Below are 21,931 nucleotides of genomic sequence, written 5' to 3' on the forward strand. Positions count from 1 at the left end.
CATGGAGATCGCAGGCGCGCGGACGGACCGTTTGGGCTTGCTCCTCGACCAGTTCGACAAGGCCAGGGAGATGGCCCAGGTGCGGCTGGCAGGGCTCGGTGACGAGGAGTACCTGTGGGAGCCGGTGCCCGGTTCCTGGTCGATCCGGCGCCGGGGCGAGGCGGCGACGCCCAGAGCGTTCGGGCCGGGGGAGTGGGTGCTCGACCTGGGCGACCCGGACATCCCCGCGAACGAGTACGCCGAGGTCGCCCGGCAGGCCGCCGGAGGCATGACGGTCGAGAAGATCGCCGATGACTGGAGCGTGAGTGTCGAGCGGGTCGAGCAGATCCTCGCCCACACGGGTACGCCGGAGCCTGACGAAACGCCGATCACCACCATCGCGTGGCGGCTGGGACACCTGCACTTCCACTTCGCGGGCGGATGGGAGTGGACCTTCGGCGAACGGCGGCGGGAGCCGAAGCAGCTGGTCGACTTCACGCCCTCCGCCGCCGTGGCACTCGACCGTTTCTGGGCGCTGATCGACCGCTGGCGCGACAGCGTCGCAGGCGTCACCGAGGAGCAGCTCGACACGGTCGGCTTCTCGCAGTACCCGTACGGCTCCGACCCCGACGACCCGTTCATCGCAGTGCTGGCGGGGGCGAATCTCGAACTCATCCACCACATGGCCGAGATCGCGTTGCTCCGGGACCTATGGAGGGCCCGTTTCACCACTTCCGGGTAGGCGAGGGCCGCGCCCGGTTTCCGGGCACATGGACGAGGCCGCGATGGGACGCAGCACATCGGACCGGACACGGTCGACAGGATGCCATGCGTGGTGGAGGGGAGTGAGGGCCCGAGACCGGGCAGGGATTCGGGCCCTCACGTGCCGCGCATCCGTCGGGGGCGTTTGCGCGATGACTTCTTCAACGAGCTCCGTGCCCGACGGATACGATTCGCCTCAACGGCAGAGCCGAACCTCCGGTCCTTCAGGACAGATACTCGATGAGTCGGCCGGCAAGGGGGGCCGGGTGGGACAGGGCGGCCAGGTGCCCGCCGGGAATCGCTTCGGCCTTGATCCCGAGACGCTCATGGGCCACTCGGCGCTGGAACTCCAGGGGGAAGAACCGGTCTTCGGCTCCGGCGAGCACGTGGGTGGTCACGTCGGGCCACGCTCGGATGTCACAGGGCTGGCTGAAGGCGATGTCGGCCTCAGGTTGCTGATGGTCTGCCCCGGCGGCGGCGACCTCGGCCGGCACGTCGTGCAGGAAATAGGTGTCCAGGTCGAATTCGGTTCCGTATCCGCCCGCTTCGGCTGCCGCGAGGCGGGCAGGCTCGGATCCGGTGTTGCCCCACCACTGCCCGGGCGTCTCACCCGGCAGCGGGACCATCGCATTGACGAGCACCAGTCGTCCCACGGGAACGCGGGCGCATGCCATCGGCGCGGTGAAGCCACCCATCGACTGGGCCACCAGGACGACGCCGCGGTGGTCGCCGATCGCCGCAACCACCGCGTCGGTGTACTCGGGCAGCCCCGCGGACTCGTCGGCGCCGGGCAGATCGACAGCGACCGCCTCGTGCCCCCTGGTACGCAACTCGGACACGACCCGATGCCAGAACCAGGCCGAACCCCCGGCCCCGGGAACCAAGACAAACACGCTCATCCTCGCCTCCGTCCGTTTCGCTCTCAGGACGTACAGACCGCCGGAAGCAACGAAAGTCATCGCCCGCAACGCTGTCCGTTCCTTCGGCACGCAGGAGAATGTACGACTCGATCGTCGACTTCTGGGGCACGACCCGGACGTGTCACCGAAGCGATTCGCTCATGCCCGGACCACCAGCAGCCCGCCCTTCCTCGGCGTCGAGCTGGTGGTCGGCCCAGACGTAGCTTTCGGGCAGCAAGTCGGTGACAAGGACGGTTCGGACGCGGTCGTCCTCGCCGACGATGACCTTGAGGGCGGGAAAGTAGTCGAGAAGGACCTGACGGCACCGGCCGCACGGGGGAACGACCCCCCGGTCGCGGTCGCCCACGGCGACAATCGTGTCCAGCTCGTAGGCGCCCTGGGCGGCTGCCGCGCCAATGACGACCAGCTCGGCGCAGGGGCCTCCCGTGAAGTGGTAGGCGTTCACCGCCGTGACGATCCGGCCGTCCCGGGCGCGGGCCGCGGCCGCCATGGTGTGGTTGTCGCCGCGGCAGCGAGTGCGAGCGACGTGCGCCGCGGCCTGGATGAGTTCGTGGTCGACGGGGTGGGTCTGCGTGGTCATCTTCTCCGCCTTCGTCAGCTGTCAGGCGACGTTTGCCCGCGTGACGAGGGTGTGCAAGCGAATATCGGCGCTGTGCTTGTTCCGCTGCCGCGCGGATGCTCGCGCCCGACATAGCGATATCCCCGTCCCGGCAAGTTCATGCCGGCCAACCTGGACCGGCGCAGCCATGGAGGAGGGCCCCCGTTCCACGTCGCGCAGGTCATCGGGCTCACCTCCTTGACCGTGCGTAGCCCTCACGGGGATCGGGCGGACCACGAGGGACCGCAACCACCGTCAGATGGACGGCGTGTGATCCGGTGGGACGGCATTCGTGCGTCCTGGGCCGAATGTGAGGGGGAGCCGATGACGCAGGACCCGGCCGGGGAGGCGACGTCGCAGATGAGACCGGGCGCGAGGCGGACCGGGACGGTGAGAGGGCGTGTCGTGCGCGCGATGTTCCGTCTCTTCATGGCTGCGCTCATCCTGCTGCTCGCGGTGCGCACTTACGAGGAGACGGCCGTCGCACTCGCTCGGCCGAACGGATCACTGCGTATGGTCGGGGCCACCGTCACGGGGCTCACCGACCACACAGAATCCGGGAGGTCGGGCGGAGGCCAGGACGGCGGCAGCGGCGACTGGTTCGTCCACACCGAGCACACGATCGAACTGCGCGTCGGCGACCAGCTGAAGACGGTGGACGGTGTCCCGGACGACGCGGCGGACACCCTCCAGGAGGGACAGCGGGTCGAGGCGGGGCTGTGGCGCGGGCGGGTCGTGGAGATCGACGGGCGTGACGTGTGGCCCGGCTGGCATCCCGGAGCTCGGGACATCACGCTGTTCGCGCTGTACCCACTGATCGTGGGGTACCTGATCGCCCTCGCCGTGGCCGCCGCCGCGTACGTGACCTGCCGTGGCGACCGGGTACGGCTGGAGCGGCAGGACCGGTCCGGGCCCTGGCTGCTCGGATTCCTCGTCGCCGTGGCTGCGATTCTCGTCCTCATCGTGTGCGCGGCATTCGGGACCCGCCCCGCGTTCTGGCCGCTCGTTCCAGTCGCCGCCGGAACCGTGGCTGCGCTGGCGAGGCTGCGGGTGGTGGTCCGGCGCACCCGGGCCGCCCGCGCGATGGATGCAGCCGGCGGGACTGGATCGGCCCCGGTCTGAGGGCGTTTCATCAGGGTGGTCACCTGGCCGCGGCCGCCGTCGTGCCGGACGTGGATACGGGCGAAGGATCGAACAGGGGGCTGAGCACGTCGAGTTGGGTGTCGATCTCGTCGAGGGCGGCGAGGACGGGGACGGTGGCGAGCACGGACTGGTTGGGTGGCGCTGCCCCACCAGTCGTAGGGGGCCGTTCCGAAGGTGTCGCTCCCGCGGCGGCGGGCGGGGCCGGGCGGCGGCCGATGGCGCGGCGCACGGTGAGGGCGTGTGCCGCCAGCCGATGACGGCGTTGTGTCACGACCGGATCGGAGGTGAGCGCGTCCGGTGCCGCCCTGATGGCGCGGGCGAGCTCGTCGACGGGGCCGACGCAGTGCCGCAGGGTCGTCACGGACCGGATCGTGAAGTGGTCGGGGTGCCGACGAGAGGACAGGGCCCCGGGTGCCGGCAGAGCGGCCAGGATCCGCATCGGCGCAGTCACGGCTGCCAACTGATCGACACGGTAGGTGAATCGAGCCTGCGCCATGCGCACGGCCGGGGCGTCACGCCAGTCGGTCTCCATCATTTCGCCCAGACCGGACAGCGCCGCGGCCGTCCGGGCCCGTATCACCGCCTCGGTACGGATGGGCAGCACCAGCCAGGACGCCGTCACGCCGAGAACCGCACCGACCGCGATTCCCGCCAACCGGGTGTGCAGAAGATCTCCGGGACTCTGGCCGAACCAGTCATAGAGCAGCGAGAGTACGGCGGTGACGCAGGCCGCCCAATACGCGTAGCTGAGTTCACGCAGCCACGTGGCCACGGCCAGCACGACGAAGATCAGAACGACCGCGGTGTCCGACCGCGGTCCGAACAGTCCGGAGACAGCGGTGGCGACCACCGTGCCGGCCGCGGCGCCGAGTGTTCGCCAGGCCCCTTTGACGAGCACGTCCCCACGGCTGCGCGCACCGCTGCACACCAGGAAAGCCGTGAGCACCACCCACGCCCAGTGGTCGGGCCACAGATTCCGGCCGATCGCGAACGCGGCGGTCAACGCCGCCGCCATCTGCAGAGCCATCCGGCTGCTTGGCGGCATCCAGCGGTGCGGGGCGCGGGTCGCCGTGGTCACCCGTGCGGAGGGTGGGCGCGCTACGAGACCGGTGCGCTGCGCCGTCCGCGTCAGCACAGCTCCCCAGGCGACCGCAACCAACGCCGTCGCCGCCGCCCATACGGTGCCCGTGTGCCCGCTCACGGGTGGTGCCCCGCCGGGCACCACCAGGACCGCTATCAGCGGCAGCACGACGAGCGTGCCCGCCCGGGTGGCGCGCGCTCCGAACCGGCGTACCCAGATCGCCCCCGCGACCCCCAGGACGAACACCGCGTCACCCGCGAGGGGGTGCCGCTGGATCAAGGTGCTCAGCTCCGTGCCCCCGGCCGCCGCGCAGGGCAGCACGGCGCAGGCCAGCAGCCGATCGGCGCGGTCGAAGAGGCGTTGCACGCGACCGAGCGCCGAGGCGATCACCACGGCCTGCACCACGCTGTCCACGCGCAGCCCGGCCTCGTGCTCGACGAGCAGCGCCCAGGCGTACGTGCCCAGAACCGTGGCCATGGTCACGGCCGTCGCACGCAGGTGCACCCCTCGCGGGTCGAAGTGCAGCGCACGACGTGTCGACCTCGAAATGGTACGCAGCACGTAGAATCACCGCCAGGAAGGCCCTTGTAATCAGCCATATAAGGTTTCACCCTCAGGTCGTATCGTAAGTGATACCTTAGCAATGTGATGGGAGAGCGAACAGAGACCGAGGATGCGGAGCGATCGGTGACCGAGGGCCGGGACGGCCGGGCGTCCGCCGAGATCCGACAGGGCGTCATCCGGCTCGCCCGCAGGCTGAGCGCGGAGCGCCCAGCGGACGGGCTCAGCCTCAACAAGAGCAGCGTTCTCGGTCACCTGCGGCGCAACGGTCCCATGCCGGCCGGTGCGCTCGCCGCCGCCGACCATCAGCAGCCGCAGTCCCTCACGAGGGTCTTCGCCGACCTCGAACAGGAGGGCCTGATCAGCCGGACGCGCGACATGCACGACGGGCGACAACGCGTGCTGCAACTGACCGACGCGGGCCGCGAGGCCCTCGCCCGTGACATGGCACAGCGCGACGCATGGCTCGACGTCGCCCTGGTCGACGTCACCGAGACGGAGCGTCAGGTCCTGCTGCTGGCCGCCCGCCTGATGAACCGCCTCGCCGACTCCCCGGCCGCCGCGCCCGGTTCCACGACCCGACCCCACTGACGGAGGCTGCCGTGTCCTGGCCCGACCACGCCATCTGGTGGCACGTCCACCCGCTGAGTTTCCTGGGCGCGGAGCCGACCGCCCTGCCCACCGACGCACCCCCGCGGCACCGCCTGCCGGTTCTCGTCGACTGGCTGGACCATCTCGTCGGCCTCGGCTGCAACGGCCTCGCCCTGGGGCCGGTCTTCGCCGCCGAGAGCCACGGCTACGACACGACCGACTACTTTCGTATCGATCCCCGGCTGGGAACCGAGGACGACCTGCTCGAACTGGTCGAGCGCGCCGCGGCGCGCGGGGTCCGCGTTCTGTTCGACGGCGTCTTCAACCACGTCGGCCGATCCTTCGCCCCCTTCGTCGACGTGACGCGGCGCGGTACCGCCTCCCCGTACGCGGACTGGTTCGTCCCCGAGGGCGACGACTTCCGCACCTTCGAGGGGCACCACCATCTGGTCGCTCTGAACCATGCGCACCCCGCCGTCGCCGACCACGTCGTCGCGGTCCTCGACCACTGGCTCGACCGTGGAATCGCCGGCTGGCGGCTGGATGCCGCCTATGCCGTTCCGCGCCCCTTCTGGCGCGCCGTCACCGATCGGGTCAGGGACCGCCACCCCGACGTGTGGTTCAGCGGGGAGGTGATCCACGGGGACTACGCCGCGTACGTCACCGAGGGCGGACTGGACTCCGTGACGCAGTACGAGCTGTGGAAGGCGATCTGGAGTTCGCTCAACGACAGCAACCCGCACGAACTGGCCTGGGCACTCAAACGGCACAACGCCATGATCGACACCTTCGCGCCACAGACATTCGTCGGCAACCACGACGTCACGCGCGTCGCCAGCCGGCTGCGCGAGCCCCGCCACCTGGCCCACGCGCTCACGGTGCTGTTCACCGTCGGGGGGACGCCGTCCGTCTACGCCGGGGACGAGCGCGCGTGGCGGGGTGTCAAGGAGGAACGCGCAGGCGGGGACGATGCCATCCGTCCCGCGTTCCCCGCCTCCCCTTCGGATCTCGGTCCCGGCCAGATCGCCGTGCAGCGGCTTCACCAGACCCTGGTGGGCATCCGCCGCCGCCACTCCTGGCTCGTAGGCGCCCAGGCAAGGACGCACACGCTCAACAACACCGTCCTCAGCTACACCCTGGCCGCACCTGACGGCGCTTCCACGCTCGCGGTCGCCCTCAACTTCGGCCCCGATCCGGCCACTGCCGGCATTCCGGCCGCGCCTTGGGCGCATGCCGCGGGTGACGCTTCCGCCGATCCCGCCACCGGCTCCGTTTCCCTGCCCCCACTGGGTTGGTTCATCGGTACGGCATCGGGAAGCCACAACTGATCCTTTGCCGCCTCACCCTCCATGTTCCAGACATCGGGCCAGGGAGATGTCGGCATGCCGACTACGGAGTCGTGGCGCGGAAATCATTGATGGATCAAATCTGTACGGTCGGAAAACGTCTCGGCCGTCTTAATGGCGCTGCAATCTTCAGGCGTTGAGTTGTTCTCGGCAGGTGATTTCAGACAGTCGGCTCATGCGGCATGGGCTCCGAATGCGCGAGCCCATGCGTTGCGCCAGAGCGTAACCTGGCGCCCCTGGTGACCACATGCTCGAACATAGGCGACGAGGAGTTCCTCCGACGGCATGCGAAAACCGGACAGAATGTCGGCGACAGTGCTGCGGGGCAGTGGTCCTGCCCCGAGGTCGCGGGCCTTCTTCTCCATTTCACGCAGGGACGGCTGACCGGCGGCGAGCCGTGCCTGATGCATCGCCTCCAGGAGATGAGCCGGGTGGTATACGAGTTCGAGTTTGCGTCCGATGCGTGGCACGGACGGAACCTCGCGGCCGTCGGGAGTCTGAGCGGATCGCCGGGCCGCCTGCTCCCAGCGCAGTCGGGCTTCACGCCGTGTGGCACCGCAGACCTGCGCATACGCTTCCACGACATGGCGACGGGGCAGAAAGGTGCCACGGTCGGCCCGGGAGAGAGTGACGGCTGAACAGGCCGGATCCGCGATCCGCAGTCCCTCGGTCAGCTCCGCCATCTGCCGGTAGGTGAGCCCGGATCGTTGGCGCAGCGAGCGGAGCCACTGAGCCAGTTCGTAGCACTGCGCGGATTGCGGGATCGGTGTTCTGCTCCGCCCCACCACTGCCCCCTGGATGTCGAGACTGTCGGATGCGCGACGCTTCCGATGGTATGTCGATCGACGGCGATCACTGATTCGGTAGATGTCGGGACCCGAGGGTTGCGTGCCCTATGAGGGCCCGTTTTGGTCTTTACTTGGGCACTCGTATATCGACGCTATGGACGGCCTCGATGAAGAGTCAAGGAGGCTTTACTTTACTTTACTCTGCATGGGCATCCCTTGCCTTCAGGTGGTGCTTGGTTCATTTTGTCCGGGAAGCGGAGTGATGGCATCCGTGCGTCCACGTGGGGTTTTGAACCGAAGTTCCCTAAACGGCCCAGTGGCTGTCCAGAATCCTGTTGCATAACGGCCTTGCTGGCTCATTCGCGGCTCTGCTGACATGGATTGCCCGGCCGGAGAGGCCGGCCGCTCCTGATCCTGCAGAAGCCGTGGAGGAATGCAATGACAACCGTGTCCAACGCTGCTCTGGGCGAAATCATCGAACTGATCAAGGAAGTCAAGCCGGGAACAGCCGACCAGCAGGTCGAGCCGGGGCATTCCGTGGTCGAGGACCTCGGCCTCGACTCGCTGGACCTGCTGCAGCTCGCCCGTCGTATCAACCGGCACTTCGGTGTCGAGTTCGACCTCGACCGGTGGAACGCGGAAGCCGACGAGCACCACCGAAGCGTCGCCTCGATCGTGGCCCTCGTAGCCGCCGGCAGCCGTGCCTGAGCCGGCTGCCGCCGCCCGCGTCGCACTGGTCACGGGTGGTTCGCGGGGGATCGGTGCCGCTGTCGCACACCGCCTCGCCGCCGACGGAGTCGCTGTGCACCTCGTGTGCCGAAGCGCCGTGGACGCCGGGCGTCGCGTGGTGAAGGAGATCGAGGCCGCCGGCGGCCGCGCCGCCCTGCACCAGGCGGACGTCGGCGACGAGGCCGAGGTCGAAAGCCTGGTGGAACGGGTGACCGCACAGGAGGGCGCGCTGCACATCCTGGTCAACAACGCGGCGGTGATCGACGACCAGCTCCTCGCGGTGACGCGTACCGACCGCTGGGAGAGCGTGCTGCGGACCAATCTCACCGGTCCGTTCCTGACCAGCAGGGCAGTTCTGCCGGTGATGCTGGACCAGGGCTGGGGCCGCGTCATCAACATCTCGTCCAACTCGGCGCGTACCCCCGGCCCGGGACAGAGCGCCTACGCGGCGTCCAAGGGCGGCGTCGAGGCCCTCACCCGCGCCCTGGCCGTGGAGGTCGGGCGCAAGGGCATCCGGGTCAACTGCGTCGCACCCGGCAAGGTCCGCACCGAGATGACCGCTGCCGTCGCCGACCGGCTCGGCTCGGACGGCGACGGAACCCGCTGGGGGCTGCCCGAGGACATCAGCGGACTGGTCGCCTTCCTCGCCGGGGACGAGGCGGACTACATCCAGGGCCAGACGTTCACCGTGGACGGCGGCCGCATGGTCATGCGCGGCCCGGGCCGGCGACCCCGGTGAACCCGGGGCGAACGGAGGAACAGCCGTGGGGGCAGTGAAGTACTGGGAGGACCTGGCGCACGCACCGGTGCGCCGGTTCGGGCCCGTCGTGTTCGGCGGCGCGCTGCTGGACCAACTCCTCGATCTCATGGGAGAGAAGCACCCGGTCCACGACAGCGACGACTTCGCCCACGGCACGGACCGCAGGCAGCGCATCGTGCCCGGAGGTTTCATCCACTCCATCACCTCGGGCTGGGTGGTCCAGTACGGGTCCCCGGCCGCCATCGTCGGAATGCGGAGACTGAGCTGGGACTTCGTCAGGCCGCTGTACCCCGACACCCCGTTCTGGTTCACCACCGCCACCGACCGGGCGGAGGAGATCGACGAGCGGCTCGGCCTGGTCGAAACCACGCGCCGGGTGCTCGACGAGAACGACAGGACGTACGCCATCGGACGCATGAGCGTCGTACTGCTGCGGCACGCCGCGCAGCGGACCGCCGCGGCAGGGAGGGCTCAATGATGGACAGTCAGTACCAGCCGCTCAAGGGGCGGGTGGCCCTGGTGACCGGTGGTTCCCGAGGCATCGGCGCGGGCATCACCCGCAAACTCGCGGCCTGGGGAGCGACCCTGGCCGTCAACTACGTCGACCGGGAGGGCCCTGCCAAGGAACTCGCCGCCGAACTCGGCGAACAGGGGACGGAGGTGACCCTGCACCGCGCCGACCTGAGCGATCCCGCGGAGATCGAGAACCTGATCGCCGAGATCGGAGAGATCCACCAGGACCTGCACATCCTCGTGCAGAACGCGGCCGCCACCAAGTTCGCCAGGCTCGCCGAAGCCTCACTCGGCGACTGGCAGTTCGTGCAGGACACCAACTCCCGGGCCACCTGGCTGCTCGCCAAGCACGCGCTCCCGTTGATGCGTGACCGCGCGGGAGCCCGCTTCATCACCATCACCAACTCCACGACCACACGCATCATCCCGCGTGCCGGTCTCTTCGCGGCGGCCAAGGCGGGACTCGAGGCGCTGACCGACTACCTCTCGTACGAACTGGCGCCCTACGGCATCGTCGCCAACTGCGTGCGTCCCGGGCTCGTACAGACCGGGGTCTTCAAGGTCCGTCCCGACTTCGCCCACGGTGTCACCAAGGAACTGGCCGTCTCTCCGTGGCCCGGTGACCGCATGACGACGCCGGGGAACAGCGCCGACGTGGTGGCCCTGCTCTGCCTGGAGGAGGCGTCCTGGATCGCCGGGCAGACCATCACCGTGGACGGCGGATACCGCCTGTGGGGCGGCATCAGCGGGGGAGGACGCCGTGCCGAGTGAACGCGGCGGGCGGCCGGACCGTCCCGAGATCGTGGTCACCGGTACCGGTGTGATCTCCCCGGCCGGCATCGGCACAGCCCGGCTCTGGGAGGCCATGGCCGCGGGCAAGACGTTCTTCGACACCGGCGGCCACGACGGGCCGGCCCCCGCGCTGCCCTGGCCGTCGGCGGCCGTCGACACCGCGGAGGTCACCTGGCCCGCCGGCCGGGACTGGGCCAACGCCGGCAAGTACGCCAACCAGTCGGCCCGTTGGGCGGTCAGCGTCGCGCGTCAGGCACTCGAACAGGCCGGGATCACCGGTGACACGGAGGACGTGCGGGGCGGGACCGTGATGGCGGTCGGCAGCAGCAGCGACGAGCTCAGTGACGTCATCCCCCAACTGGCCTCCCGGTTCCGCAACGACCCCAGGCCGCTGGCGAAGTTCCTCCACGACGAGGTGCCCGACTACTCGTACATCCGCGGCATCCCCTCCCAGCTGGGCCAGTTCGTCTCCATGGCGAGCGGATTCCGCGGCTCGAACGTCGCGGTCTACGGCGAAGCGGCGGCCGGCGGCACCGGCGCACTCGCCCTGGCCGTGCGGCTGTTGGAGAGCGGCGAACTCGACCGGACGCTCGTGGTGGGCGTCGGAGCACCACTGTCGATCACCGCGATGGCCGCCTTCGACCAGGACGAGCCGTTCGGCACCCGCGCCACGGCCGGTGCCGGCCCCTTCGACGTCGACAGGTCGGGGACGCTGATCGGGCAGGGTGCCGCCGCCGTCCTGCTGGAGCGTGCCGACACAGCGCATGGAACGGCTCGCGCCCGGCTCGCCGGCTGCGAGGTGCTCGTCGCAGCCGACGTCACCTCCTCAGCGGGACTTGCCGTCGACGCCGTACTCGCCGACGCGGACACACCGACCGTGTGGTGGGCACACGGCGCGGGCTCGGCCCGCCTGGACCGCCTGGAGACCCTGGCGGTACTGCCACGCGTGGGCGACGTCCCCGTCACCGGGTCGAAAGGGACCATCGGCAACGCCTTCGAGTGCTCGGCACTCATCGACACCGCACTGGTCGTCGAGAGCCTTGCACGCGGCGAACTTCCGCCCGTGGGCCTGCTGTTGCGCCCCGACCCGGGACTCGGCGGTCTCGATCCGGTCATGGGGGAGACCCGTCCCACAGGTTATGCGGCGACAGCGCTGGTCACGGCGTTCAACCAGGGACACCACTCGACAGCGGCCGGCGCCATCGTCATCGCATCGACGGACCGGACCTCGGCGGACGACGGGAAGGCACGGACATGAGCGGCGACATCGTCATCACAGGCATGGGGGTGATCACCCCCATCGGCGCGGACGTCGAGACCTTCTGGTCGGCCAACCTCGAAGGCCGCTCCGGCGTGGTCCTGGAAGAGCGGATGGACACCGCAGGACTGCCCTGCGGCTGGACGGCCGGGCTGATCCCGGAGGACGTCAAGAAGAAGGTCGCCGCCGACTACGGCGCACCCGACCGGTCCTGGGGCGACACCCTCATGCTCGCCTCCGTGGACCAGGCACTCGTGGACGCCCGCCTCACCGAAAGGCCCGCAGACGATGGTCCGGCTGCCCTGGTCTACTCGCGCGTGTGGCCAGGCCCCACGGGATCGTTCCCGCAGGACTACGTCACGCACATGGAAGACCTCGCCGAACGCTACGACAGGATCGGCAACGCGCCATCGGCCGTCCTGGAACACCTCCGCGACAGGCATCTCCCGCCCGAGACACGTGACTTGTCCGCGTATCCGGGTGAGATCACCGAACGCCTGGGGACGGCCGTCATCCCCGTCCGTCTGGAAGCCACCTGCTCCGGAGGTCTGCGCGCCATCGTGGAAGCCGCCCGGCTGCTGCGTTCGGGGCGCGCGCAGTACGCGGTGGTGTCGGCGGCCGTCTCCCGCAACACGCCGTACGTCCTCTCCCAGTACGGCCAGCTCATGGCGCTGTCGCGCTGGAAAGGAGACCCGTCCCTCGCCTCCATGCCCTTCGACAAACGCCGCACGGGCATGGTCATCAACGAGTCCGCGGGAGCGCTCGTCCTGGAGACGGCCGAGCACGCCGCCCGCCGTGGCCTGGCGCAGTCGTACGCCGTCATCGGCGGCTGGGGCCTGGCGGTGGACACCCGCCATATGACCGCTCCCCGCGTGGAGATGATCGAACGGGTCATGCGTACCGCTCTCGAAGAGGCCGACGCGAGGCCGGACGACGTCGACACCATCAACGCCCACGGCACGTCCACCCGCCTCAACGACGTCACCGAAGCCCGCGCGCTGCACCAGGTCTTCGGCGAGCGGATGGCGGAACTCGACGTCAGCGCGGTGAAGTCGCTGACCGGGCACGGCTCCGCGGCGTCCGGTGTCGTGGAGACCGTGGTGGCGGCCCTCACGATGTGCCGGGGAGTCGTCCCGCCGGTCGCCACCTGCACCGAGCCCGACCCCGCCTGCGCCGTGCGCACCTCCCTCACCCCGGTCCGGCGACCGATCGGCACGGTGCTGAAGAACTCCTTCGGATTCGGCGGCCAGTACGCCTCGATGCTCTTCCGCCGCCCGGCCACGCCACGGCCGGCGCCCCAGCCGGTATGAGCACGATGGACCGGCTGGAATACGAGGCGATCGATCCCGCCGGACCGCACCGCGGCACCGTGGTGTGGCTGCACGGCATCGGCCAGGCGCCGGGCGATCTGGCGGTCGTGACCGGGCGGTTCCGGCTCGCCGAGGCGGGTGTGCGCGGGGTGTTCCCGAGCGCGCCCGTCGCGGCCCCGAGCCTGCTCACCGGATTGTCGGTGCCCTGCTGGTTCCCGCAGAACCTCCTCGCGATCGACCAGATCGACGTCGAGGGCCTCTTGGCGGTGCACCGGCCGCTCGCGACGCTGCTGAAGGCGGAAGCGGAACGGATCGGCGCCGGACGGATCGTGCTGGCGGGCTTCTCCCAGGGAGCCACGGTCGCTCTGACACTGGCACTGACGTATCCCGAACGGCTGGCGGGCGCGGCGCTCTACGCGCCCTTTCTGCCTCCGGATCTGCCCGCGCTGCTCCCGGCCGGCCGGCCGTCGGCTGCCAACAGCGGCCTTCCGGTGTGGATCGGCCATGGAGCACGGGACTGGGTCGTCCCCGAACGCAATGGTGCCCGATTGAGGGACCTGCTCACCGGCTGGGGACACCCGGTGACGTGGCAGCGCTATCCCGGCGGACACCAACCCTTCGCCGGAGTGCGGGCGTCGCTTCCCGCCTACCTCAATGACGTCCTGGACATCCGCGTGCCGCAGATCCCCGGACCCGGCCCGGCAGCACGGGCAAGTTGAGCACGCCGACGCGCGCGCGGACCGCAATCGGTCGCTGCACCGGGAAAGGACGGGCTCCGGTGGTAGTGAGGTCGGCGCGACGTAGGCGGAGGAGGCGACTCGGGCCGGCGCACGGGCGATCCGTATCCCGGTCGGCGGTGCCTTCCACACACCCTTGATGGCCTCGGCCGGGCCGCGCCTGGCCGAAGCCGTGGACCGTACTCCACCGGACGAAACCCGATAGCAGCCGACCAGCACGAACAGACCGGCGGAGAGCCATACTTGACGCCATGGATACGCGTTCCACACGGGTCTGGTTCGGGGGAGGCAACGTCCGGTGAGTGGTGTCGGCAAGGGACTCGCGAAGGTCGAAGTGAAGCTGCGGTGGGATCCCAGTCCCTGGGGCCAGCCGCCGCGCCATCTCGACATCATCGCGGCGACCTATTCGGTGGACGATCCTTATGGACGTCCGGTGTACGTCGTCCACACCGAGAGCAGGTCGCCGGACGGCACCATCAACATGACCCGGCACAGCGAGACGGGCCAGGGTTACGGATTTGTCGAGGTGATGGTTCTGGAGCTCGACCGGCTTGCGTCGTCCTACGCTCGGGTCGTGGTGGGTGTGGCCATCCATCAAGAACATGGCCCCCGGACCTTCGGCGACATCGCGAACGCGGGGGTACTGATCGTCGAGGGCTACACGAAGTTGATGACGGACGACTTCGCGCAGGTGGCCGGGTCGACCGCGACGACGGTCGCGGAATTCACCAGGGGCGACTCCGGAGGGTGGGCGCTGCACGCGACGCTCCGTGGGTTCGACAGCAGCCCGACGGTCTTCGCCGCGGAGATGGGCACCGTCCGGCAGCCCTGACGCGGGATGAGGTACGGCCGAAGTGGATGACGTACGGCCGAAGCGGCCGGGCGTCAGAGATCCTGCGCGGGCCAGTCCAGCAGTCGCGCCCCGATCACCGCGGTCTGGAGCATGTAACGGTGAGCCGGATCGGCCGGATTGGCGCCGGTGAGCTTGTGGATGCGCTCCAGCCGGTAGGTCAGGGCGCGCACGCTCAGGGTCAGACGGCGGGCGGCCTCGGCGGCGACGCAGCCGCAGTCGAAGTACGCGGTGAGGGTGTCGAGGAGGGGTTGGGCGCCGCCGCGGGCCGTCGTGAGCGGGCCGAGCGCGTCCAGGACGAGGTCGGCCATGGCCTGGCGGTCACGGGTCAGGACCGGGTAGACGAGCAGGTCGGCGGCGCGCAGCACCGGTTCGTCGAGACCCAGGCGCTCCGCCAGTTCAAGGGCGTTGAGTGCTTCCTCGTAGGAATGGACGACCCCTCCGGGGCCGTGCTGGGGGCGGCCGATGGCGACATGCCCGCCGTTGGTGGCGGCGTATGCCTGTTGGGCGAAGTAGGCGAGGATCTCGTCCTGATGGCCGGGGGCGATGCACAGCAGCCGGCCGTCCTTCGTGGTGATCAGGATATTGCGGTCGCCGAAGCGGCCGATGAGCGCGTGCTCCACCTGCCGGGGTACCGCGTCGCCCTCGTCGTAAGCGGCCGGCCCCTGGGCGACGGCGACCGCGTGCGCGTGGGACAGCCGCAGGCCGAAGCGTTCGGCGCGCTCGGCGAGGCGGCCCAGATCGCTGCGGCCGTAGAGGAGGTCGTCGATGAACTCGCGTCGCGCGGCTTCCTCTTGGCGTACGGCCTGGCGCTGGGCGCGTTCGTAGCCCTCGGCGAACGCGTCTATCACCTGCTGTACGGCGGCGAGCGCGGTGTCGGCGGAACCGAGCGCGTGCGGCCAGGCGGATCGCGCGGCGGTCAGGTGTTCGCTGATGAGGGTGCGCAGCCCGTGTCCGGCGTCCGCGGCCTGTTCGCCCAGGACGCGCCGCGACTCGATCTCCTCGCGCGTGAGGCGCCGACCGGTGGCCGAGACCTCGGCCAGGATCTCGGCGTAGCCGTGCAGAAAGCGCACGGGATTCTCGCGGTCGGTCACGTCTTCCCCCGAATCTTGACGCGCCGGTGACGGTTTCTTAGCGGCTCACCGGCATGCAGACCCTAGTGAACACTGCCGGGAGTCGGCAATGCGGATACGGTCCCCGGCCGTGCACCATGACCTGCGGGGAGCACTGCGGGGGTTCTGGTGCCGGACACCGGCAGGTGGTGCCCGGCCCGGAACCCGGAGGGGAGCAGTGCGCCGTCGAGGTGTGCCGTGAGCGGGAAGGGGGCCGGGAATGCGGACGTTCGTCGAGGCCGCCACCGGCCTGCCCGGCATCCTCTTCACCGCCGCCCTGGTCGTGGCCGCCTGCTTCTGGCTGCTGGTCGCCGTCGGCGCCGTGACCGTGGACAGCTTCGACGCGGACGCCGACCTCGGCGCCTGGAGCATGGGCGGCGTGCCGGTGACGGTCGCGTTGTCACTGCTGACGGCGTGCGCCTGGCTCGTCAACGTCGCCGTGACCGTCCTGCTCACCGTCCAAGCGACCTCGGGCACCGTCACCGGTGTGCTGCACCTGCTGGCGCCGGCGGGTTCGCTGCTCGTCGCCTGGCGGCTGACCTGCCTGTTCGTACGGCCCCTGCACCGACTCTTTCCCGACAACTCCGGGCCGCCCGGCGACCGTCGGAAGGACCGACGCCAAACACCCCGGTGAGCCGCTCGCGGCTCAGGCCCACGCCGCCCGAGCCCACCTCCGTCGGGACCGGTCCCGCCTCCTGTTCCCCGCTTCAACTCCTCTACTCAACTCCTCTACGTCTGAAGGACTTCTGGACCTGATGGCATTCGCCGAGCTCGCAACACGCCGCCGGCCGGCAGAGGCGTGGCGTGCCCCGCACGTCTCCGGCCGTCACCGGGGCACCGACGCCCGCCACGTCCTCGCCCGTCCGAGCGGGCGACACGCGACCGCGCGACAGGAGCAAAGATGACGTACTTCATGGCACCTCTGGCCGCCGCCCTCGCCGTCGTGGCGCTCAGTACGCTCATCCTGGTCCGCCGGGACCGACGGCGGATGGCGTTCCGACGGCCGTTCCCGGGCGAGCACGACTGAGAGAACCGCGGGCTGCGAGGCGCATGCGGGGCGGCCGAACGGAGAGCACCGGCCGCTCGGGCTCGCGCCTTGCCGGGAATCGGCAATCTGACGCCTTCCGGAGTGCCCGGCAACAACCTGTCAAAGGCGCGTCAAGAATCGGTAAGGTTCCCAGCGGTGTGCCGGGAAGCCTGGTCGGCGAGCAGGGGATCACTCTGTCTTCCGATCGGGGCGTCCGACATGGTGCTGGTGGTGGTGTTCGGCGTCGCGCGCAGGACGGTGCAGCCCCTCGCCGGAACCGGAGCACCGTGAACGACTGGCACGGCTGGGCCGCGATCACCGTGTTCGTCGGCGCGTACGCCCTGATCATCAGCGAGAAGATCCACCGCGTCGCCGTAGCCCTGGGCGGCGCGGGCCTGATGCTGGCTATCGGAGCGACCGACGACGTCTCGGCCTTCTACTCCGCGGACTCCGGCATCGACTGGAACGTCATCTTCCTGCTGATGGGCATGATGATGATCGTCGGTGTGCTCAAGAAGACCGGCGTGTTCGAGTACCTGGCCATCTGGTCCGTGAAGAGGGCGAAGGCCCAGCCCTTCCGGGTGATGGCCATGCTCGTCGTCTTCACGGCGGCCGCCTCCGCGCTCCTCGACAACGTCACCACGGTCCTGCTGATCGCCCCGGTGACGCTGCTGGTCTGCGAGCGACTCGCGCTGCCGGCCGCGCCCTTCCTCGTCGCGGAAGTGTTCGCCTCGAATATCGGCGGCACCGCGACCCTCGTCGGCGATCCGCCCAACATCATCATCGCCAGCCGGGCCGGGCTGACCTTCAACGACTTCGTGGTCCATCTCGCCCCACTGGCCATGCTGCTGGTCTTCGTTCTCGTGGCGCTGTGCCGAGTGATGTTCCGCAGATTCTTCGTCTACGACGAGGACCGCGCCGCCGAGATCATGGCCCTGGAGGAGCGGGAAGCCATCAAGGACCCCCGGTTGCTGGTCCAGGGTCTGATCGTCCTCGCCCTGGTCGTGACCGGGTTCGTCCTCCACCCGGTGCTGCACTACGAACCGAGCATCGTCGCCCTGCTCGGCGCGGGACTGCTCGTCGCCGTCTCCAGGACCGAGACCAGCGAGGTCCTGGCCGAGGTCGAGTGGCCCACTCTCGCCTTCTTCGCGGGTCTGTTCATCATGATCGGCGGCCTGATCGACACCGGCGTGATCGACGAGATCTCCAGGGCACTGGCCGATGCGATCGGCACGAACGAACTCGGCGGCTCCCTCACCCTGTTGGGTGCCTCGGCGGTTCTGTCCGGTGTCGTGGACAACATCCCGTACGTCGCCACCATGGCGCCGATCACGAGCCACCTGGTCCACACCATGGGCGGCGGCAGCCACGTCATGTGGTGGGCCCTCGCCCTCGGCGCCGACCTGGGCGGCAACGCCACTGCGATCGGAGCCTCCGCGAACGTCGTCGTCCTCGGCATCGCCGAACGCAACCGCCGACCCATTACCTTCTGGCAGTTCACGAAGTACGGCCTGATCGTCACCGCCGTGACGGTGGCGATCTCCCTCGGCTACATGTGGCTGCGCTACTTCGCTCTCGCCTGACCCGAGGCCGCGGTCGACCGGGGACCGCGGTGAGAGGGGCGGGGCGGTCGGATTCGAACCGACGTCCTCCGAGATGATGTCGCGGCGCACTACCTCTGTGCTACGACCCCGCCTTGCTGGTGATCATATGGCCCAACTCCGCTGATGGAAAAGGGATATCGGCGTGACGAGGATGCTTCAACGACCTGGGCGCTCTGAGTACGGCGCTTCCTGCCCGCCCGCCGCTCCACGTCCCCGTGCGTGTTCCCGGTGACGACAGAGCGCCGACGTGAGGTCTGTCGTGCTTCGGGGCAGGCAGCGAGTCACCCCGGCGGGCGCCGCGGCTTCGCCCAGGGAAGCTCCTAGCCGATGGCCAGTCGACGGACAGTGAGGGTAAAGTGGGCGTTCGGTGTGTGGGTGACAGGGGCCGATGAAGGCAAGACCCGAGCGGGAGCAAGCGAACGTGCTCAGCGAACGAGAGCCCGACGTCCCGGTGGTCAGCCGGTCCGCCCAGGCGGCGGCGACACGGCAGCAGATCGTCGAGACGGCCCAGCGGCTCTTCGCCGACCGCGGCTACCAAGCGACCTCGTTGCAGGGCATCGCGAACGAAATGGATATCACCAAGGCCGCGGTCTACTACCACTTCCGGACCAAGGCGCAGATCCTTCAGGCCGCGCTCGATCCGGCGGTGGAGGAAATGACGGTGCTTCTGGACGAGTTGGCGGGCATGCCCTCGCGCCAGGAGAAGCTGGACGCGTACGCCGTCGGCTGGGTCGACTTCCTGGTGCGCAACCGCGAACTCGGAACCATGCTCCTGCACGATCCCGAGATTCGGGCCGCCAGCGTCTACGCCGAGAACGACGGGCGAAGGCGCCGCATCCTGCGGGTTCTGTTCGGCACCTCACCGACGCCGGCGGAACGCATGGCCTATGTGATGTGCGTGTGGATGCTGGAAGGCCTCGGCGAACTCTCCGACCTCTCGGACGATGATCTGAGAGCCACGCTCCTCCTGACCGTTCGTGGTCTACTCGCCGTCCCGGGCGAGACGAAGGTCGGCGACGCGAAAACCGGCGACGCGAAAACTGGAGACGCGTGAGCCGACGTCGGTGACGGCCACCATCGGGTGCTGGCCGCGACGGACGACGCGGCCTCGCCCCGGTGGGACCACGTCCTAGGTACGGAACGTTCGGAGCGCTCCCTGGTCAGCGTGTGCTGCGGGGAGCGAAGGGTGCGACTCGGGCGAGACCTTTCCCGGAGTGGGACCAAATTCACTAGCCGTCGGCTAGTGAGCGGCTATTCGTTGGTAAAGTATCGGCGGGTGCCTGAGAGGACCTGGGGTGGCACTCACGCCGCGCCGTACCGGACCCTTGCGTGCAGATACCGCCCCCGAGCAGTCCCTGGAGCCCTGACCACGATGACGACGACCGCCACAAGCCATGCCGCGACGCCCGAACCCGAGGAGCCGCACCCGGTCTGGCGCGTGCTCACCGAGCGCGCGAGGGTCGGCAGCCGACCCGGCGCACGCGAAGACGGGCACCGCGTCGCACTGGCCATCGAGGGCGGCGGGATGCGCGGCATCATCGCCGGCGGAATGGCCCTGGCGCTGCACGAACTCGGACTCACCAACAGCTTCGACGCCGTCTATGGCGCCTCCGCCGGTGCCGCCTCCGGTGCGTGGCTGCTGAGCACCAGCCCCCAGTCACTGCGTTTCTGGGCGGTCCCCAAGTACGCCAGAACGCTGATCCGGCGCTCGAACCCACTGCGCGGGCGGCCGCTCGTGGACCTGCACGCCTTCTACGAGGTGCTCTACCGCTACGGCGACCAGGACTGCGCGCCGATGGACTTCGCCTCGATCCTGGCCAGCGATGTCGAGTACCACCCGCTGGCCACCGACGCCGCTACCGGGGAATCCACCGACCTTCGGCCCTTCATCGGCGACGCCGCGGAATTGCGCCTGGCGCTGCGGGCCAGCGCCGCCCTGCCGGTCCTGGCGGGCGACCCCGTGATGCTGCGCGGGCGCCGGTTCTACGACGCCGGCGTCTCCGAATCCGTGCCGTACCGCACCGCGCTGGCCCAGGGCGCGACCCATGTCATGGTGCTGCGATCCCGGCGTGAAACGGACACGGCGCGCCCGTCGCGCTCGGCCCCGCTCATCGCCAAGACGCTGCTGCGCCGTGAACCCGCGGCCCTGCGCCAGGTGTTCCTCGACCGCGACGCCCGCCTGGCCGAAGACGACGCCCGCCTGGCCCGCCACTCGGACATCGTCTCGATCCGCCCCGCCGCGGACTCGCCGCCGGTCGGCCGCCTGGCGCACGAGGGCGACCTCCTCGAAACCGCGTTGGAAGCCGGGCGCACCGCTGTCCACGAGGCCTACAACCACCTGGACGACGCCACAGGGCCCAACGGCAACTGACTGATGCGCGAGCCCTCGCACGCATGGAGACTTGAGGAGAAGCCTGCACCAGGACGTCCTCGGCCTCCGGCGAACTTCCCGTCGCAGTCGTCCTCCTTGGGTCCGCCCGCGGTCAAGCGGGCATGCCTTCTGGCGTGTAATGGCGCAAGTAGTCACGCAACTGAGGCTCGAGCCCGGACTGGTCATTTCCGTGGAGTGCGTGCCAGAGACGGTTCTCGATCCAGAACCGATGGGCGAACTCCTCGAAAGAAGGCGCACACCAGAGGATCGCGGCTTGTTGTTCCTCCGGATCGTCGAGGTTGGACTCCGTCTCGTCCCCGGCGCGCTGCGCCTCGTACGCGTACTCGTAGTCGAGATAGGAGGTCACCACGAACACCTCGCCCGAAGGACGGAGGTAGAGGTACCAGATGACGCAGTCCTGCTGGTCCCGCAGGAATCGTACGAGGAAGGCCCCGGGCTCGACCGGACTGGGCAGAGGCTCCGAGATATCTGTCCAGCAGCTGGTTACCGAGACCTCGTCCAGCGAGTGGCGCAGCTTCGAGTCGGCCTGAAAGGTGACGAAGTCCCGCGGCAGCGTCAAGTTCCTGGCCGCCAGGTCCTCTGCCAAGCGATCGAGCTCCGTGACCTGTTCGGGAACAGGTTCGCCGGTACCACCGAGCCACTGAAAGGCGCCGGTGAACTGCGTGGAGTCGAGAGGCGGCAGACTCTCGTACGGGTAGTACTCGTAGGTGTACCGGCAGGTTCGGTATTCACCCAAGTCGGTGGCGCACCACGCAGAGTCGAAACCGACCGAGGTCAGGTCGGACTCGGATCGTTCGCCAGGCATCGGACCACCTTTGGTCACCGTCAGCGGAATTGACGGAGTCAGCATGGCACCGCCCACTGACACTCCGAGCCGCGCCTGAGACAGCGTTCGAGACCTGCCGTGCCTCGGTGCGAAGGGCCAGGTGGTGGCCGTCTGCGTCGTTGCCGCGAACAGCAGGATCGCGATGGCGCGAAGGGCCCACTGCTGTGGACTCGGCTCGACCACCCGGGCGGCCGGAAGGTCTGGGCCGACCAGCAAGAGGATCAGCTCCTCGCCTCCTGTCGTGCGGCCGCA

General features: G+C 69.4%; 23 protein-coding genes. 17 read left to right on the forward strand and 6 right to left on the reverse strand.

The features are described 5' to 3' along the window. Nucleotide 1 precedes the first annotated feature (1 nt). A complete protein-coding gene (locus ABZX90_RS10410; RefSeq protein WP_355203276.1) occupies nt 2–721 on the forward strand; it encodes a DinB family protein in 720 nt (239 codons plus the stop codon). Between the two features lie 244 nt (nt 722–965). Here the strand turns inward: ABZX90_RS10410 and ABZX90_RS10415 are convergent, their stop codons facing one another. Both ABZX90_RS10415 and ABZX90_RS10420 read right to left on the reverse strand, forming a co-directional pair. Continuing rightward, nucleotides 966–1,640, reverse strand: a complete 675-nt coding sequence (locus ABZX90_RS10415) for an alpha/beta fold hydrolase (RefSeq protein WP_355203279.1) — start codon at nt 1,638–1,640, stop codon at nt 966–968. Between the two features lie 142 nt (nt 1,641–1,782). Further along, on the reverse strand, nt 1,783–2,241 hold the full coding sequence (locus tag ABZX90_RS10420) for a cytidine deaminase (RefSeq protein ID WP_351131211.1): 459 nt from the start codon (nt 2,239–2,241) through the stop codon (nt 1,783–1,785). Nucleotides 2,242–2,688: 447 nt separating this feature from the next. Between ABZX90_RS10420 and ABZX90_RS10425 the strand changes: the two genes are divergently transcribed. Then, nucleotides 2,689–3,381 carry a hypothetical protein gene (locus ABZX90_RS10425; protein ID WP_355203282.1) on the forward strand — a complete coding sequence of 231 codons (693 nt, stop codon included), beginning with the start codon at nt 2,689–2,691 and terminating at the stop codon, nt 3,379–3,381. A gap of 19 nt (nt 3,382–3,400) precedes the next feature. On the opposite strand, the gene ABZX90_RS10430 is transcribed toward ABZX90_RS10425, so the two are convergent. Next, nucleotides 3,401–4,960: an FUSC family protein gene (locus ABZX90_RS10430; RefSeq protein WP_355203285.1), complete on the reverse strand. Its 1,560-nt coding sequence runs from the start codon at nt 4,958–4,960 to the stop codon at nt 3,401–3,403. A gap of 171 nt (nt 4,961–5,131) precedes the next feature. Here ABZX90_RS10430 and ABZX90_RS10435 point away from each other — a divergent pair, with 171 nt between their 5' ends. Next, nucleotides 5,132–5,635: a MarR family winged helix-turn-helix transcriptional regulator gene (locus ABZX90_RS10435; RefSeq protein WP_355203288.1), complete on the forward strand. Its 504-nt coding sequence runs from the start codon at nt 5,132–5,134 to the stop codon at nt 5,633–5,635. A gap of 11 nt (nt 5,636–5,646) precedes the next feature. Continuing rightward, a complete protein-coding gene (locus tag ABZX90_RS10440; protein WP_355203291.1) occupies nt 5,647–6,963 on the forward strand; it encodes an alpha-amylase family glycosyl hydrolase in 1,317 nt (438 codons plus the stop codon). Between the two features lie 191 nt (nt 6,964–7,154). Here ABZX90_RS10440 and ABZX90_RS10445 read toward each other — a convergent pair whose 3' ends face one another. Next, nucleotides 7,155–7,769, reverse strand: a complete 615-nt coding sequence (locus ABZX90_RS10445; RefSeq protein ID WP_351131219.1) for a helix-turn-helix transcriptional regulator — start codon at nt 7,767–7,769, stop codon at nt 7,155–7,157. A gap of 438 nt (nt 7,770–8,207) precedes the next feature. Here ABZX90_RS10445 and ABZX90_RS10450 point away from each other — a divergent pair, with 438 nt between their 5' ends. The 8 genes from ABZX90_RS10450 (at nt 8,208) to ABZX90_RS10485 (ending at nt 14,700) form a co-directional block, all read left to right on the forward strand. After that, nucleotides 8,208–8,477 carry a phosphopantetheine-binding protein gene (locus ABZX90_RS10450; RefSeq protein WP_351131220.1) on the forward strand — a complete coding sequence of 90 codons (270 nt, stop codon included), beginning with the start codon at nt 8,208–8,210 and terminating at the stop codon, nt 8,475–8,477. Beyond that, a complete protein-coding gene (locus ABZX90_RS10455) occupies nt 8,470–9,237 on the forward strand; it encodes a 3-oxoacyl-ACP reductase family protein (RefSeq protein ID WP_355203295.1) in 768 nt (255 codons plus the stop codon). The genes ABZX90_RS10450 and ABZX90_RS10455 overlap by 8 nt, the downstream gene beginning before the upstream one ends. Nucleotides 9,238–9,262: 25 nt before the next feature. Continuing rightward, nucleotides 9,263–9,736: a hypothetical protein gene (locus ABZX90_RS10460; protein ID WP_355203297.1), complete on the forward strand. Its 474-nt coding sequence runs from the start codon at nt 9,263–9,265 to the stop codon at nt 9,734–9,736. After that, on the forward strand, nt 9,733–10,542 hold the full coding sequence (locus ABZX90_RS10465) for an SDR family oxidoreductase (protein ID WP_355203300.1): 810 nt from the start codon (nt 9,733–9,735) through the stop codon (nt 10,540–10,542). Before ABZX90_RS10460 ends, ABZX90_RS10465 begins: the two co-directional genes overlap by 4 nt. Continuing rightward, complete coding sequence (locus tag ABZX90_RS10470) at nt 10,532–11,821, forward strand: beta-ketoacyl synthase N-terminal-like domain-containing protein (protein ID WP_355203303.1); 1,290 nt, start codon at nt 10,532–10,534, stop codon at nt 11,819–11,821. The genes ABZX90_RS10465 and ABZX90_RS10470 overlap by 11 nt, the downstream gene beginning before the upstream one ends. Further along, nucleotides 11,818–13,131 (forward strand): beta-ketoacyl-[acyl-carrier-protein] synthase family protein, encoded by a 1,314-nt coding sequence (locus tag ABZX90_RS10475; protein ID WP_355203306.1) that lies wholly within the window; start codon nt 11,818–11,820, stop codon nt 13,129–13,131. Before ABZX90_RS10470 ends, ABZX90_RS10475 begins: the two co-directional genes overlap by 4 nt. After that, nucleotides 13,128–13,850, forward strand: a complete 723-nt coding sequence (locus tag ABZX90_RS10480; RefSeq protein WP_355203309.1) for an alpha/beta hydrolase-fold protein — start codon at nt 13,128–13,130, stop codon at nt 13,848–13,850. The genes ABZX90_RS10475 and ABZX90_RS10480 overlap by 4 nt, the downstream gene beginning before the upstream one ends. 292 nt (nt 13,851–14,142) lie before the next feature. Beyond that, entirely contained in the window at nt 14,143–14,700 is a 558-nt protein-coding gene (locus tag ABZX90_RS10485; RefSeq protein ID WP_351131281.1) for a TerD family protein, read from the forward strand. Nucleotides 14,701–14,753: 53 nt separating this feature from the next. Here ABZX90_RS10485 and ABZX90_RS10490 read toward each other — a convergent pair whose 3' ends face one another. Next, nucleotides 14,754–15,812 carry a helix-turn-helix domain-containing protein gene (locus tag ABZX90_RS10490; RefSeq protein ID WP_351131230.1) on the reverse strand — a complete coding sequence of 353 codons (1,059 nt, stop codon included), beginning with the start codon at nt 15,810–15,812 and terminating at the stop codon, nt 14,754–14,756. Between the two features lie 238 nt (nt 15,813–16,050). Between ABZX90_RS10490 and ABZX90_RS10495 the strand changes: the two genes are divergently transcribed. The 5 genes from ABZX90_RS10495 (at nt 16,051) to ABZX90_RS10515 (ending at nt 20,832) form a co-directional block, all read left to right on the forward strand. Continuing rightward, nucleotides 16,051–16,464 carry a hypothetical protein gene (locus ABZX90_RS10495; RefSeq protein ID WP_355203313.1) on the forward strand — a complete coding sequence of 138 codons (414 nt, stop codon included), beginning with the start codon at nt 16,051–16,053 and terminating at the stop codon, nt 16,462–16,464. Nucleotides 16,465–16,731: 267 nt separating this feature from the next. Next, entirely contained in the window at nt 16,732–16,857 is a 126-nt protein-coding gene (locus ABZX90_RS10500; RefSeq protein ID WP_355203316.1) for a hypothetical protein, read from the forward strand. 287 nt (nt 16,858–17,144) lie between these two features. After that, nucleotides 17,145–18,440 (forward strand): ArsB/NhaD family transporter, encoded by a 1,296-nt coding sequence (locus tag ABZX90_RS10505; RefSeq protein ID WP_355203319.1) that lies wholly within the window; start codon nt 17,145–17,147, stop codon nt 18,438–18,440. A 472-nt stretch (nt 18,441–18,912) separates the two neighbouring features. After that, the gene (locus tag ABZX90_RS10510; RefSeq protein WP_355203322.1) at nt 18,913–19,515 is read left to right on the forward strand and encodes a TetR/AcrR family transcriptional regulator; all 603 of its coding nucleotides are present in this window, start codon (nt 18,913–18,915) and stop codon (nt 19,513–19,515) included. 318 nt (nt 19,516–19,833) lie between these two features. Further along, on the forward strand, nt 19,834–20,832 hold the full coding sequence (locus tag ABZX90_RS10515) for a patatin-like phospholipase family protein (RefSeq protein WP_355203325.1): 999 nt from the start codon (nt 19,834–19,836) through the stop codon (nt 20,830–20,832). Nucleotides 20,833–20,944: 112 nt separating this feature from the next. On the opposite strand, the gene ABZX90_RS10520 is transcribed toward ABZX90_RS10515, so the two are convergent. Then, on the reverse strand, nt 20,945–21,895 hold the full coding sequence (locus tag ABZX90_RS10520) for a hypothetical protein (RefSeq protein ID WP_355203328.1): 951 nt from the start codon (nt 21,893–21,895) through the stop codon (nt 20,945–20,947). Between the last annotated feature and the right edge of the window lie 36 nt (nt 21,896–21,931).

It is taken from the genome of Streptomyces sp. NPDC002935 (genome assembly GCF_040611295.1).
Lineage (GTDB): Bacteria > Actinomycetota > Actinomycetes > Streptomycetales > Streptomycetaceae > Streptomyces.